The sequence below is a fragment of the Streptomyces katrae genome, from assembly GCF_000966975.1.
Taxonomy (GTDB): Bacteria; Actinomycetota; Actinomycetes; order Streptomycetales; family Streptomycetaceae; genus Streptomyces; species Streptomyces katrae.
The window spans coordinates 1-12,566 of record NZ_JZWV01000068.1; the positions used below are offsets into that span (position 1 = coordinate 1).

At 71.7% G+C, this 12,566-nt stretch carries 14 protein-coding genes and 1 pseudogene; 10 read left to right on the top strand and 5 right to left on the bottom strand.

Going from position 1 to position 12,566, the window contains the following annotated elements; genetic code table 11:
- Positions 1-202: 202 nt before the first annotated feature.
- Positions 203-919: an IclR family transcriptional regulator NdgR gene (gene ndgR / locus VR44_RS03725; protein WP_007266782.1), complete on the bottom strand. Its 717-nt coding sequence runs from the start codon at positions 917-919 to the stop codon at positions 203-205.
- A 121-nt stretch (positions 920-1,040) separates the two neighbouring features.
- On the opposite strand from ndgR, the gene leuC reads away from it, so the two are divergent.
- The 4 genes from leuC (at position 1,041) to VR44_RS03745 (ending at position 4,255) form a co-directional block, all read left to right on the top strand.
- The gene (gene leuC, locus VR44_RS03730) at positions 1,041-2,465 is read left to right on the top strand and encodes a 3-isopropylmalate dehydratase large subunit (RefSeq protein ID WP_045945903.1); all 1,425 of its coding nucleotides are present in this window, start codon (positions 1,041-1,043) and stop codon (positions 2,463-2,465) included.
- 3 nt (positions 2,466-2,468) lie between these two features.
- Positions 2,469-3,062 carry a 3-isopropylmalate dehydratase small subunit gene (gene leuD / locus VR44_RS03735; RefSeq protein WP_045945904.1) on the top strand — a complete coding sequence of 198 codons (594 nt, stop codon included), beginning with the start codon at positions 2,469-2,471 and terminating at the stop codon, positions 3,060-3,062.
- A gap of 137 nt (positions 3,063-3,199) precedes the next feature.
- A complete protein-coding gene (locus VR44_RS03740) occupies positions 3,200-3,427 on the top strand; it encodes an SCO5555 family protein (RefSeq protein WP_045945905.1) in 228 nt (75 codons plus the stop codon).
- Positions 3,428-3,571: 144 nt separating this feature from the next.
- Positions 3,572-4,255, top strand: a complete 684-nt coding sequence (locus VR44_RS03745; RefSeq protein ID WP_045945906.1) for an HU family DNA-binding protein — start codon at positions 3,572-3,574, stop codon at positions 4,253-4,255.
- Positions 4,256-4,568: 313 nt separating this feature from the next.
- On the opposite strand, the pseudogene cofC reads toward VR44_RS03745, so the two are convergent.
- A pseudogene (gene cofC / locus VR44_RS03750) lies at positions 4,569-5,219 on the bottom strand (2-phospho-L-lactate guanylyltransferase); the annotation flags it as partial.
- A gap of 217 nt (positions 5,220-5,436) precedes the next feature.
- Between cofC and VR44_RS03755 the strand changes: the two are divergent.
- Genes VR44_RS03755 through VR44_RS03765 form a run of 3 tightly spaced genes read left to right on the top strand, consistent with a single transcriptional unit; the run spans position 5,437 to position 8,393 of the window.
- Positions 5,437-6,189 carry a lysophospholipid acyltransferase family protein gene (locus VR44_RS03755; RefSeq protein WP_045945907.1) on the top strand — a complete coding sequence of 251 codons (753 nt, stop codon included), beginning with the start codon at positions 5,437-5,439 and terminating at the stop codon, positions 6,187-6,189.
- Positions 6,186-7,196 carry an NAD(P)H-dependent glycerol-3-phosphate dehydrogenase gene (locus VR44_RS03760; RefSeq protein WP_045945908.1) on the top strand — a complete coding sequence of 337 codons (1,011 nt, stop codon included), beginning with the start codon at positions 6,186-6,188 and terminating at the stop codon, positions 7,194-7,196. The genes VR44_RS03755 and VR44_RS03760 overlap by 4 nt, the downstream gene beginning before the upstream one ends.
- Before the next feature lie 39 nt (positions 7,197-7,235).
- Positions 7,236-8,393: a D-alanine--D-alanine ligase family protein gene (locus tag VR44_RS03765; RefSeq protein ID WP_045945909.1), complete on the top strand. Its 1,158-nt coding sequence runs from the start codon at positions 7,236-7,238 to the stop codon at positions 8,391-8,393.
- Between the two features lie 78 nt (positions 8,394-8,471).
- On the opposite strand, the gene VR44_RS03770 is transcribed toward VR44_RS03765, so the two are convergent.
- Positions 8,472-8,963, bottom strand: a complete 492-nt coding sequence (locus VR44_RS03770; RefSeq protein WP_045945910.1) for a DUF3515 domain-containing protein — start codon at positions 8,961-8,963, stop codon at positions 8,472-8,474.
- A gap of 23 nt (positions 8,964-8,986) precedes the next feature.
- Positions 8,987-9,220, bottom strand: coding sequence for an Lrp/AsnC ligand binding domain-containing protein (locus tag VR44_RS03775; protein ID WP_042816780.1), 234 nt, complete (start codon positions 9,218-9,220; stop codon positions 8,987-8,989).
- A gap of 245 nt (positions 9,221-9,465) precedes the next feature.
- Here VR44_RS03775 and VR44_RS03780 point away from each other — a divergent pair, with 245 nt between their 5' ends.
- Both VR44_RS03780 and thiD read left to right on the top strand, forming a co-directional pair.
- The gene (locus tag VR44_RS03780; RefSeq protein ID WP_045945911.1) at positions 9,466-10,446 is read left to right on the top strand and encodes a thiamine-phosphate kinase; all 981 of its coding nucleotides are present in this window, start codon (positions 9,466-9,468) and stop codon (positions 10,444-10,446) included.
- Positions 10,443-11,249: a bifunctional hydroxymethylpyrimidine kinase/phosphomethylpyrimidine kinase gene (gene thiD, locus VR44_RS03785; RefSeq protein ID WP_045945912.1), complete on the top strand. Its 807-nt coding sequence runs from the start codon at positions 10,443-10,445 to the stop codon at positions 11,247-11,249. Before VR44_RS03780 ends, thiD begins: the two co-directional genes overlap by 4 nt.
- Positions 11,250-11,376: 127 nt before the next feature.
- Here thiD and rpmB read toward each other — a convergent pair whose 3' ends face one another.
- Positions 11,377-11,562 carry a 50S ribosomal protein L28 gene (gene rpmB, locus VR44_RS03790; RefSeq protein WP_007266795.1) on the bottom strand — a complete coding sequence of 62 codons (186 nt, stop codon included), beginning with the start codon at positions 11,560-11,562 and terminating at the stop codon, positions 11,377-11,379.
- A gap of 241 nt (positions 11,563-11,803) precedes the next feature.
- Here rpmB and VR44_RS03795 point away from each other — a divergent pair.
- On the top strand, positions 11,804-12,566 hold a 763-nt coding region (locus VR44_RS03795; RefSeq protein ID WP_045945913.1), incomplete at its 3' end, for a DAK2 domain-containing protein.

Consider the following 12,566-nt stretch of genomic DNA (forward strand, 5'->3'; position numbering starts at 1 on the left):
TCGGGGGTACATGAGGAGAGGCCCTCCGCGATCATCGCGGAGGGCCTCTCCGCTGTTTCGGGCCAGTCCTCGGACAGCCCTCGGCCGGATGCCGGCCCGCGGACAAGTGTGGGCCCGGAGGCGCGAGTTCGGACGTGTGCGGCGTCGTACGCGCCCCCGGGCCCGGGGGTTGTGGTGGAAGAGGTCTGCGACCGGGAGGGGCTCAGCCCGAGCGGCGCAGGGCCTCCGTCAGACGGGCGGCCGCGTCTATGACGGCCTGGGCGTGCATACGCCCCGGGTGGCGGGTCAGGCGCTCGATCGGGCCCGAGACCGACACGGAGGCCACGACGCGGTTCGAGGGGCCGCGCACGGGCGCCGAGACGGACGCCACGCCGGGCTCCCGCTCACCGATCGACTGCGCCCAGCCGCGGCGCCGCACGCCGGACAGGGCCGTCGCCGTGAAGCGCGCGCCCTGCAGACCCCGGTGGAGCCGCTCGGGCTCCTCCCAGGCCATCAGGATCTGCGCGGCCGAGCCCGCCTTCATCGGGAGCGTCGAGCCCACCGGAACGGTGTCCCGCAGGCCCGACAGCCGCTCGGCGGCCGCCACGCAGATGCGCATGTCGCCCTGACGGCGGTAGAGCTGCGCGCTCTCGCCCGTCACGTCACGGAGGTGCGTGAGTACCGGTCCCGCCGTGGCCAGCAGACGGTCCTCGCCGGCCGCGGCGGCAAGCTCTGCCAGCCGCGGGCCGAGGATGAACCGGCCCTGCATGTCCCTCGCCACCATCCGGTGGTGTTCCAGTGCCACGGCCAGGCGATGTGCCGTGGGTCGTGCGAGCCCTGTCGCCGCGACCAGCCCGGCGAGGGTGGCCGGACCGGACTCCAGTGCGCTCAATACCAGAGCTGCCTTGTCGAGAACGCCGACGCCGCTAGAGTTGTCCATGAAACGATATTCACGTCTCACACTGTGAAACGCAAGTTCAAATTTTCCAAGAACCAGCGAGTCTGTATGTACGGGTCCACGAACCACTGGATCCGGGACGGTGAGCCGGAGGGAAAGAGCGATGGGTAGGACACTCGCGGAGAAGGTCTGGGACGACCATGTCGTCCGGCGCGCCGAGGGCGAGCCCGATCTCCTCTTCATTGATCTCCACCTGCTGCACGAGGTGACCAGCCCGCAGGCCTTCGACGGGCTGCGCCAGGCCGGCCGCAAGGTCCGGCGCCTGGACCTCACCATCGCGACCGAGGACCACAACACCCCCACCATCGACATCGACAAGCCGATCGCGGACCCGGTCTCCCGGGCCCAGCTGGAGACGCTGCGCAAGAACTGCGCTGAGTTCGGTGTCCGCCTGCATTCGCTGGGTGACGTGGAGCAGGGCGTCGTGCACGTCGTCGGCCCGCAGCTGGGTCTGACGCAGCCGGGCACCACCGTGGTCTGCGGTGACTCCCACACCTCCACGCACGGCGCCTTCGGCGCGCTGGCCTTCGGCATCGGCACCAGCCAGGTCGAGCACGTGCTGGCCACCCAGACGCTGCCGCTGGCCCGCCCCAAGACGATGGCGATCACGGTCACCGGCGAGCTGGCCGAGGGCGTCACCGCCAAGGACCTGATCCTGGCGATCATCGCCAAGATCGGCACCGGCGGCGGCCAGGGCTACATCCTGGAGTACCGCGGCGAGGCCGTCGAGAAGCTCTCGATGGAAGCCCGCATGACCATCTGCAACATGTCGATCGAGGCCGGCGCCCGCGCGGGCATGATCGCCCCCGACCAGACCACCTTCGACTACCTGGAGGGCCGCGACCACGCCCCGAAGGGCGAGGACTGGGACGCGGCGGTCGCCTACTGGAAGACCCTGCGCACCGACGAGGACGCCGTCTTCGACGCCGAGGTCGTCATCGACGGCTCCGCGCTCTCCCCGTTCGTCACCTGGGGCACCAACCCGGGCCAGGGCGCGCCGCTGTCGGCCAACGTCCCCGACCCGGCTTCGTACGAGGACGCTTCGGAGCGCCTGGCCGCCGAAAAGGCCCTGGAGTACATGGGGTTGACGGCCGGGCAGCCGCTGCGCGAGATCAAGGTCGACACCGTCTTCGTAGGTTCCTGCACCAACGGCCGCATCGAGGACCTGCGCGCGGTCGCCGGGATCATCGCGGGCCGCAAAGTCGCCGACGGCGTACGGATGCTGGTCGTCCCGGGCTCCGTCCGGGTCGCGCTCCAGGCCGTCGAGGAGGGCCTGGACAAGGTCTTCAAGGACGCCGGCGCCGAATGGCGGCACGCGGGCTGCTCCATGTGCCTGGGCATGAACCCCGACCAACTGGCCCCCGGTGAGCGTTCCGCGTCCACCTCCAATCGCAACTTCGAGGGCCGGCAGGGCAAGGGCGGGCGGACCCACCTGGTCTCCCCGCAGGTGGCCGCCGCCACCGCCGTCCTGGGCCATCTGGCCTCGCCCGCCGACCTGTCCGACGTCAACGCCACCGCCGGAGTCTGAGCCATGGAAGCCTTCACCACCCACACCGGCCGCGCCGTCCCGCTGCGCCGCAGCAACGTCGACACCGACCAGATCATCCCCGCCCACTGGCTGAAGAAGATCACCCGTGACGGGTTCGAGGACGGGCTCTTCGAGGCCTGGCGCAAGGACCCGGAGTTCGTCACCAACCGCCCCGAGCGCGCCGGTGCGACCGTCCTGGTCGCCGGCCCCGACTTCGGCACCGGCTCCTCGCGCGAGCACGCCGTCTGGGCCCTGCAGAACTTCGGGTTCAAGGCGGTCATCTCCTCCCGCTTCGCCGACATCTTCCGCGGCAACTCGCTGAAGAACGGTCTGCTGACCGTCGTCCTGCCGCAGGAGACCGTCGACCGGCTGTGGGAGCTCACCGAGGCCGACCCGACCGCCGAGATCACCGTCGACCTGGTCGACCGGAAGGTCCGAGCCGAGGGTGTCGAGGCGGAGTTCGAACTCGACGACAACGCGCGCTGGCGGCTGCTGGAGGGACTGGACGACATCTCGCTCACCCTTCAGAACGAAGCCGACATCGACGCGTACGAAAGCACCCGCCCCGCCTTCAAGCCGCGTACGATTCGCGTCTGATTCCTGCCTGAGCAGCGCTTATTCACCCTCGGGTGATCACATCGGCAAGAGTGTGCCCCCCGCCTCCGGGCGGGGGGCACAGCCGTTTGTTGAGGCCCCGTGAGGCGACAACTCGCCCCAGATGGCACAATCTGTGCATGGAACGCGACAGTCAACTCGAGCTCTACGAGCTCGTCGCGGACCGGCTGAAAGAAGCACACGCAAGGGTGCGCACACTGCAAGTCCCGGAGGGCGTAAGGATGGCGCTGTCCCGGAAGCTGTTGGTCGTCACTGCCGCGGCGAAGCACGATCTCGCCGACGCGGCAAGGCGCCTGGACAGGTTGATGAAGGACCTCGACGAGGGTCGATTCCCTGAAGGCGACTGATGCGAAGGAACTCCGTAACGGCTCACATCGTTGCGGCACTAGGGTGATTAGCCCGTTTCGTGTTTGATTTGCGGTATATATCCGCCTAACGTGCGAAATAAGCTTGAACACATTCGTTCTGGCGAGGTCTCCGAAGGGGAAGACGTGAACAAGGCGCAGCTCGTAGAAGCGATTGCCGACAAGCTCGGCGGCCGCCAGCAGGCCGCCGACGCGGTCGACGCGGTACTGGACGCGATGGTCCGCGCGGTCGTCGCGGGCGACCGGGTCTCGGTCACGGGCTTCGGCTCGTTCGAGAAGGTCGACCGCCCGGCCCGCTACGCCCGCAACCCGCAGACGGGTGAGCGCGTCCGGGTCAAGAAGACCTCCGTTCCCCGCTTCCGCGCGGGTCAGGGCTTCAAGGACCTGGTCAGCGGCACCAAGAAGCTCCCCAAGGGCGACGAGGTGGCCGTCAAGAAGGCCCCCAAGGGCAGCCTGTCGGGCGGCGCCTCCGCCACGGTCAAGAAGGCCGCCGCGAAGAAGGCCACCACGGCGAAGAAGGCCGCCGCCAAGACCACGGCCACCAAGACCGCCGCCAAGAAGACGACGGCGAAGAAGGCCACGGCGACCGTCAAGAAGACGGCCGCGAAGACCACGGTCGCGAAGAAGACCACGGCCGCCGCCAAGAAGGCGGCCCCGGCGAAGAAGGCCACGGCGGCGGCCAAGAAGACCACCGCCACCGCGAAGAAGACCGCCCCGGCGGCCAAGAAGGCCACCGCGACGAAGGCGCCCGCCAAGAAGACGGCGACGCGCAAGGCCACCGCGAAGAAGACCACCGCCCGCAAGAAGTAAGGGCACGAGTCACACACGCCGGGCCGGCTTCCCCCCGGGGGAAGCCGGCCCGCGGTGCGTTGCTTCGCAGGTCACAGGGGTGACGGGGCCCTCGCGGGGCCGAGGGCTAGAACGTCTGCAGGGTGACGAGAGTGATGCGCAGGCCGGCGCCCTCGCCGTCCGTCTCGATGCGCACCCGCTGCCCGGGCCGCAGCATCAGCAGGCCCCCCGCGTCGAAGGCCTCGGCCCCGAAGGGCACCGGGGTGCCGTCGTCCAGCAGCACGCTGCCGGTGCGGGTCTGTGCGTCGTACGTATAAGCGGTCGCCTGCATACGCGCACTGTATCGGGCCGTGTGCCGGCCCACGCCGAGGGAGAGGGCCCTGCGCAGATCCGGCCCGGTGTCCACGTCGCTGCGCACGCTCTCCACGTCCGCCAGGGCTATTTCCACCGCCCCCGAAGCGGAATGCCGGGCCCGGGAGGATCCGCCGAACGCGGGCGCCAATTCCGCATCCGGGCCGGCGGAAAGGAGGGTCGTACCGATTCCCGCCGCATCCGCCAGAAATGCCCGGGGAAATGCCGAAGCGATATCGAGCACACGTAGCAATTCCGGCGGGCGCAGTGCGGGCAGGTCCGCGTTCATCGCGGCCAGCGGCGCCCCCGGCCGCCCGGCGCGCACGGCCCGCGCGCCGTGGTCCAGCGCGGCGTTGAGCCCCGCGGCCGGAGCGTCCCGCAGGATCCGGGCCCCGAGTCGGGCCAGTTCCGCCCCCGCCACGGCGTCGTCCGTGACGACCACCACATCCGCGACCGAAGCGCAGGCCAGCGCCCCCGCCACCGTGTCCTGCGCGAAGGCCAGGGCCAGCCCCGGCCGGGAAGCTCCCACGGCGGCCGCCAGTCTGCTCTTGGCCAGCGCCAGGGGCTTCAGCGGGACCACCAGGCTCCAGACGGCGTTCGTGGCGGACTCCTTCGCTCCGGTGCGCGGCCGCACCCGTCCCGGCCAAGGGCGGGTCACGGCCCGGTCATCAGTCGGCCCATTGTCGCCTCAGACCGGGCGCGGGGGAGCCCGCCGGTCCGGGCGGGGCGTACGGTGTTCTCGACAGAGACCGGACCCGGGGCGACACTTGTCCGGCCCACGAGGTGCCGGGCTCCTCCAGCCACCGCTGGGAGGCGCCCCCTCGCCCCGGTCCTAGAGGAAGGTGCTCCGAGTGTCCCGCCGCAGAATCGGCTTCTGGTACCGCCTGGCGGCGGTCATCGCAAAACCGCCGCTGGTAGTGCTCTTCAAGCGGGACTGGCGGGGAATGGAGCACATTCCGGCCGACGGCGGATTCATCACCGCCGTCAATCACAACTCGTACCTGGACCCGCTGTCCTACGCGCACTTCCAGTACAACACCGGCCGGGTGCCCCGGTTGCTCGCCAAGGCCGGACTCTTCAAGGTGCCTTTCGTCGGCGCGATCCTCCGCGGATCGGGGCAGATCCCCGTCTACCGCGAGACCACCAACGCCCTGGACGCCTTCAGGGCCGCCGTCGCCGCCGTCGAGCGCGGCGAATGCGTCGCCTTCTACCCCGAGGGCACCCTCACCCGCGACCCCGAGTTGTGGCCGATGGCGGGCAAGACCGGTGTCGCCCGCGTGGCGCTGGTCACCCGGGCCCCCGTCATTCCCGTGGCCCAGTGGGGCGCCAACCACGTGATGCCGCCGTACGCCAAGGAGAACAAGGTCCGCCTGTTCCCCCGCAAGACCCTCCAGGTCCTCGCAGGGCCGCCCGTGGACCTCTCGGCCTTCTACGGCAAGGAACCCACGCCCGAGGTCCTCAAGGGGGCCACCGAGGCGATCATGGCCGACATCACCCGGCTCCTGGAGGAGCTGCGCGGCGAGAAGGCCCCCGACCAGCCGTACGACCACCGCAAGGCCCGCGCGCAGCAGCGGCGCAAGGCAGCGGGGGAGGGTTCCAAGTGACGCGTCCCGTCAAGGCAGCCGTCTTCTCGGCGGGCTCCTGGGGCACCGCCTTCGGCATGGTGCTCGCCGACGCCGGCTGCGAGGTCACCCTGTGGGCCCGCCGCCCGGAGGTCGCCGACGCCATCAACACCGGCCGCACCAATCCGGACTACTTCCCCGGCGTGGAGCTCCCGGCGAACCTGCGCGCCACCACCGATCCGGCCGAGGCCGCCCGCGGCGCGGACTTCACCGTGCTGTCCGTGCCCTCCCAGACCCTGCGCGGCAACCTCGCCGCCTGGGCCCCGCTGCTGGAACCCGACACCGTCCTCGTCTCCCTGATGAAGGGCATCGAACTCGGCACCGCCAAGCGGATGAGCGAGGTCATCGAAGAGGTGGCCAAGGTCCCCGCCGAGCGCGTCGCCGTGGTCACCGGCCCCAACCTGGCCCGCGAGATCGTCGCCCGCCAGCCCGCCGCCTCCGTCGTCGCCTGCGTGGACGAGGCCGTGGCCCAGCGCCTCCAGGCCGCCTGCCACACCGCGTACTTCCGCCCGTACACCAGCACCGACGTCATCGGCTGCGAGCTCGGCGGCGCCGTCAAGAACGTCATCGGCCTCGCCGTCGGCATCGCCGACGGCATGGGGCTGGGAGACAACACCAAGGGCTCCCTCATCACCCGGGGCCTGGCCGAAGCCACCCGCCTGGGCCTGGCGATGGGCGCCGACCCGCTCACCTTCTCCGGCCTCGCGGGCCTCGGCGACCTCGTCGCCACCTGCTCCTCGCCGCTCTCCCGGAACCACACCTTCGGCACGAACCTGGGCCGCGGGATGACCCTGGAGGAGACCATCGCGGTCACCAAGCAGACCGCCGAGGGGGTCAAGTCCTGCCAGTCCGTGGCGGATCTGGCCCGCCGGTACGGAGTGGACATGCCGATCACCGACACGGTCGTCGACATCGTCCACCACGGCAAGCCCACGCTGGTCGCGCTGAAGGAACTCATGGGCCGCAGCGCCAAACCGGAACGACACTGACACCTTTCCGGACGCTTGAGCGGGTACTCTCGTGGCGATATGAGCAGCGAGAACCTCCCCCAGACCCCTGAGCAGCAGGGCCGCAAGCCCCGCGTCGCCGTCGTCTTCGGCGGCCGCAGCTCGGAACACGCCATCTCGGTCGTCACCGCGGGCGCCGTTCTGCGCTCCATCGACCGCTCCAAGTACGAGGTGCTGCCCATCGGCATCACCACGGACGGCCGGTGGGCCCTGACCGCCGACGCGCCCGAGCGCATGGCCATCGCCGACCGCCGGCTCCCCGACGTGGAGTCGCTGGCGGAGTCCCCGGACGGCACCGTCGTGCTGCCCGTGGACCCCGCCAGCCGCGAGGTCGTCTACACCGAGCCCGGCTCCGTCCCCAAGGCGCTGGGCGAGGTCGACGTCGTCTTCCCCGTGCTGCACGGCCCCTACGGCGAGGACGGCACCCTCCAGGGCCTCCTGGAGCTCTCCGGGATCCCGTACGTCGGCTGCGGCGTCCTCGCCTCCGCCGTCGGCCAGGACAAGGACTACATGAAGCGGGTGTTCACCTCCTTCGGGCTGAACGTCGGCCCGTACGTGACCATCCGCCCCCGCGAGTGGGAAGCCGACCAGGACGCCGCCCGGACCAAGGTCCTGGACTTCGCCGCCGAGCACGGATGGCCGCTGTTCGTGAAGCCCGCCCGGGCCGGCTCCTCCATCGGCATCACCAAGGTCGACGACGCCTCCGGGCTCGACGACGCGATCCGCGAGGCCCGCCTCCACGACCCCAAGGTCATCGTGGAGGCCCTGCTGCGCGGCCGGGAGATCGAGTGCGGCGTCCTGGAGTTCGAGGACGGGCCGCGCGCCAGCGTGCCCGCGGAGATCCCGCCGGTCTCCAGCCACGACTTCTACGACTTCGAGGCGAAGTACATCGACTCCGCCACGGGGCTCGTGCCCGCCCCGCTCACCCCGGAGCAGACCGCCGAGGTGCAGCGGCTCGCGATCGAGGCCTTCGAGGCCGCGTCCTGCGAGGGCCTGGTCCGCGCCGACTTCTTCCTCACGGAGGACGGCACCTTCGTCATCAACGAGATCAACACCCTGCCGGGGTTCACGCCGATCTCGATGTACCCGCGCATGTGGCAGGAGTCGGGCATCGAGTACCCGGAGCTGGTGGACCGCCTGATCCAGGCCGCCCTGCGCCGCTCCACCGGCCTGCGCTAGCAGCCGCCGGTCCCGTACAGCCGACCGCCCGCCAGGAGCGTTCCTGGCGGGCGGCGGTGTGCGCGGGGGAGGGGCGGGTCAGTAGGAGGAGATCCCGGCCGGCACGGTCTTGGCCACGGCGGCGGACAGACCGACCAGCATGCTCGCGTCCGTGGCATGCTCCTTGTCGATCCAGACCTCCGTGTAGGCGAGGCGGGACCCGGTGGTGAACTTCAGACCGCCGTCGGCCGGCCGCTCCACCAGCCAGCCGACGCCGTTCACCTCCACCCCGTCCGCCTTCGGATCGGCCATCTTGGCGGGCTTGGGGATACCGCACCGCAGTACGATCGCCGGGCCGCCCCACGCGGCGGTCAGATCCGACTCCGGTTCGGTGGCGGTCCGGTCCAGCCCGGACACCGTCTCCGGGAGCTCCTTGTGCAGCGCCGCACAGAGCCCCGCGACGTCGGCGGGCGGGGCGGGCGGCGGAGTCACCCGGACCTCGGAGGCCCCGGGGGCACAGCCCGCCAGGGCCAGGCCCGCCGACAGGGCGGGCAGGGCCAGTAGACGCAGGGGCCGGCGGTGCGAAGACATCACCGGCCAAGAGTAGACGGGGGCTACAGATGGACCACGGGGCAGGTCAGGGTGCGGGTGATCCCCTCCACCTGCTGCACCTTGGCGACCACCATGCGGCCGAGATCGTCGACGGTGTCGGCCTGGGCGCGCACGATGACGTCGTACGGCCCCGTCACGTCCTCGGCCTGGATCACCCCCGCGATGTTCCCGATGGACTCGGCGACGACCGACGCCTTGCCCACCTCGGTCTGGATGAGGATGTACGCCTGTACCACGGAACCTCCAGGGCGGCCACGAGGATCATTTCCCCTAACCTTCGGATGGGCCCGACAGAATCGGAAGGGCCGGGGGAAGAAGGGACGCCACGGTACCGCGTCGCCGGGTGCCACGGGGAGACCCGCAGACCAGGCGCCACGCACAGCGGGGCGTACACAGACCAGAAGTTGACGTATCTGTTGACGGTACCCAGAGCTGTGACGGCTCGCGACCGCAAGCGGACTTGCCAAGAAGGGGCACAGCGATGAAGGGCACTGTGGGCGAGCTGGGGGAATTCGGGCTCATCAGGGAGCTCACCTCACGGCTCACCACCACCCCGGCGGTCCGGCTCGGGCCGGGCGACGACGCCGCGGTCGTGTCGGCCCCCGACCGGCGGGTCGTGGCCAGCACGGACATCCTGCTGGAGGGCAGGCACTTCCGGCGCGACTGGTCCACCGCCTACGACGTGGGCCGCAAGGCCGCGGCGCAGAACCTGGCCGACATCGCCGCCATGGGCGCGGTGCCGACGGCCATCCTCCTCGGCCTGGTGGTCCCGGCGGAGCTGCCGGTCACCTGGCCCACCGAGCTGATGGACGGCATCCGCGACGAGTGCCAGGTCGCCGGCGCGGCCGTGGTCGGCGGCGACGTCGTCCGCGGGGACACCATCACCGTCTCCATCACCGCCCTCGGCGACCTGCGCAACCACGAGCCCGTCCTGCGCTCCGGAGCCCAGCCCGGCGACGTGGTGGCCGTCACGGGCTGGCTCGGCTGGTCCGCCGCCGGCTACGCGGTGCTCTCGCGCGGCTTCCGCTCCCCGCGGGCCTTCGTCGAGGCGCACCGGCGCCCCGAGCCGCCGTACCACGCGGGCCCCGCGGCCGCCGGACTCGGCGCCACCGCCATGACCGACGTCAGCGACGGCCTGATCGCCGACCTCGGGCACATCGCCGAGGCCAGCCACGTACGGATCGACCTGCGCTCGGGGGCCGTGGACATCCCGACCCAGATGCACGACATCGGCCAGGCCGTCGGCGTCGACCCGCTGCAGTGGGTGCTCACCGGGGGAGAGGACCACGCCATCGTGGCGACCTTCCCGCCGGACGTGAAGCTCCCGGCCCGCTGGAAGGTCATCGGGGAGGTCCAGCACCGCTCCGCCCTGCCCCAGGTGACCGTGGACGGCGCCCCCTGGACCAGCACCGGCGGCTGGGACCACTTCGGCACCGACCCGGCCACCGAGGACGCCCCGTGAGCGGCGGGTACGCCCCGCCGCTGTGCCTGACCGTCGCCGGATCCGACTCCGGCGGCGGCGCGGGCATCCAGGCCGACCTCAAGACGATGCTCGCGCTCGGGGTGCACGGCATGAGCGTGGTCACCGCCGTGACCGCGCAGAACTCCCTCGGGGTCAAGGGGGCCTGGGAGCTGCCCGCCGAGGCCGTCACGGCCCAGTACCGGGCCGTCGTGGACGACATCGGGGTCCAGGCCGTCAAGACCGGGATGCTTTCCTCCGCCGTCCTCGTGGAGACCGTCGCGGAGCTGCTGGCCGGCACCGACGCACCCGTGGTGGTGGACCCGGTGGGGGTCTCCAAGCACGGGGACCCGCTGCTCGCGGCCTCCGCGCTGGACGCCGTACGGGGACGGCTGCTGCCCCGGGCCACCGTGGCGACGCCGAACCTCGACGAGGTGGCGCAGCTGACCGGGCTGGCCGTCGAGGACGAGGACGGCATGCGGCGGGCCGCCGACGCGGTCCTCGGCTTCGGACCGCGCTGGGCGCTGATCAAGGGCGGCCACCTCGCCGCCCACGGCGGCGAGGCCGTGGACCTGCTGACCGACGGCTCCGAGGAAGTGTGGCTGCGGGCGCCCCGGCACGACAACCGGCACACCCACGGCACCGGCTGCACCCTCGCCAGCGCGGTCGCGGCGGGCCTGGCCAAGGGCCTGTCCGTGCCGGAGGCGGTCACGGCGGCCAAGGAGTACGTCACCGGCGCCATCGCCGCCGGCTTCGCGCTCGGCGGCGGCATCGGCCCGGTGGACCACGCCTGGCGGTGGCGCTGAGCCGAGGAGCAGGCCTAAACGTCAAGGGGTCCTCGGCTGCCCCCAGACAAGGCAAAAGGCCGGCCCACCAGAGGTGGACCGGCCTTCTTGGCAACCGGAAAGGGCTGCGCTACGACGACGGGAGGCGTCAGCGCGAGACCTTGCCGGCCTTGATGCACGAGGTGCAGGCGTTGAGGCGCTTCGGCGTCCCATTGACCACGGCACGGACGCGCTGGATGTTCGGGTTCCAGCGACGCGAGGTGCGGCGGTGCGAGTGGGAGATGTTGTTGCCGAAGCTCGGCCCCTTGGCGCAAACGTCGCAGTTGGCAGCCACAGGTCACTCCAAGACTTCAGATGCAATTACGGTGGAATCCGGCACACCGGAATCAGAGATCTGAAGTGGCTTGCCGGACGAATGACCCGACTCTCGACGGGCAACCTGAGCAGCATACAACGACTGCTTGGGTCCGAGAAAACTACCATGACGGGGCCGGGCTCCGCCCCGGGGTCCCGGGCGGGCGGCCGTCCTTGGTTACCCTGCGGTGAACCCTGGCCCGCACAAGGAGGAACGCCCGGTGGCGCACGAGCCCGAGCCGCAGCCCGCCGACGAGTTCGACGCCGGGGCGGTGCGTACCTGGAGCTCCCTGGCCCTGGCCGCACTGGGCCGGGCCCGTACCGACATCGACGCGATCAACGTCTACCCCGTCGCCGACGCCGACACCGGCACCAACCTCTACCTGACGGCCGAATCCGCCGACCGCGCCCTGACCGGCGCCCTCGCCCGGACCGCCCCCGGCGTGACCGACGGCACAGCCCCGGACACCGCCGCCTCCCTGCCCGAAGCCGTACGGGCCTACGCGCACGGCGCGCTCATAGGCGCCCGCGGCAACTCCGGGACCATCCTCGCCCAGCTGCTGCGCGGCGTCGCCGACGTCCTCGGCGCCGACCCCGCCGGCCGCGCCCCCGGCCCGCTGCTGGCCGAGGCCCTCACCCGGGCCGCCGAGGAGGCCTACCAGGCCGTCGCCCACCCCGTCGAAGGGACGATGCTCACCGTCGCAGGCGCCGCCGCCCGCGCCGCGCAGGCCGCCCCCGGCACCGCAGCCGACGTCGCCCGCGCCGCCTACGAGGGGGCCCGCGCGGCCCTCGCCGAGACCCCCGGCCAGCTGGCCGCCCTCGGCAGGGCCGGGGTGGTCGACGCGGGGGGCTGCGGACTGGTCGCCGTACTCGGGGCGCTGTGGCAGGCGCTCTCCGGCCAGGAGCCCGAGCCCGACCCGGTCCAGGCGCCCGCCGTACCCGTGGAGCGGCTCCCCGAGCCGTGCGCCCAGGAGGAGGGCGGGC

What these genes read in the sequence shown, in the direction of transcription:
- ndgR (WP_007266782.1), bottom strand. Translation starts at nt 919, where the DNA reads ATGGACAACTCTAGCGGCGTCGGCGTTCTCGACAAGGCAGCTCTGGTA.
- leuC (WP_045945903.1), top strand. Translation starts at nt 1,041, where the DNA reads ATGGGTAGGACACTCGCGGAGAAGGTCTGGGACGACCATGTCGTCCGG.
- leuD (WP_045945904.1), top strand. Translation starts at nt 2,469, where the DNA reads ATGGAAGCCTTCACCACCCACACCGGCCGCGCCGTCCCGCTGCGCCGC.
- VR44_RS03740 (WP_045945905.1), top strand. Translation starts at nt 3,200, where the DNA reads ATGGAACGCGACAGTCAACTCGAGCTCTACGAGCTCGTCGCGGACCGG.
- VR44_RS03765 (WP_045945909.1), top strand. Translation starts at nt 7,236, where the DNA reads ATGAGCAGCGAGAACCTCCCCCAGACCCCTGAGCAGCAGGGCCGCAAG.
- VR44_RS03770 (WP_045945910.1), bottom strand. Translation starts at nt 8,963, where the DNA reads ATGTCTTCGCACCGCCGGCCCCTGCGTCTACTGGCCCTGCCCGCCCTG.
- VR44_RS03780 (WP_045945911.1), top strand. Translation starts at nt 9,466, where the DNA reads ATGAAGGGCACTGTGGGCGAGCTGGGGGAATTCGGGCTCATCAGGGAG.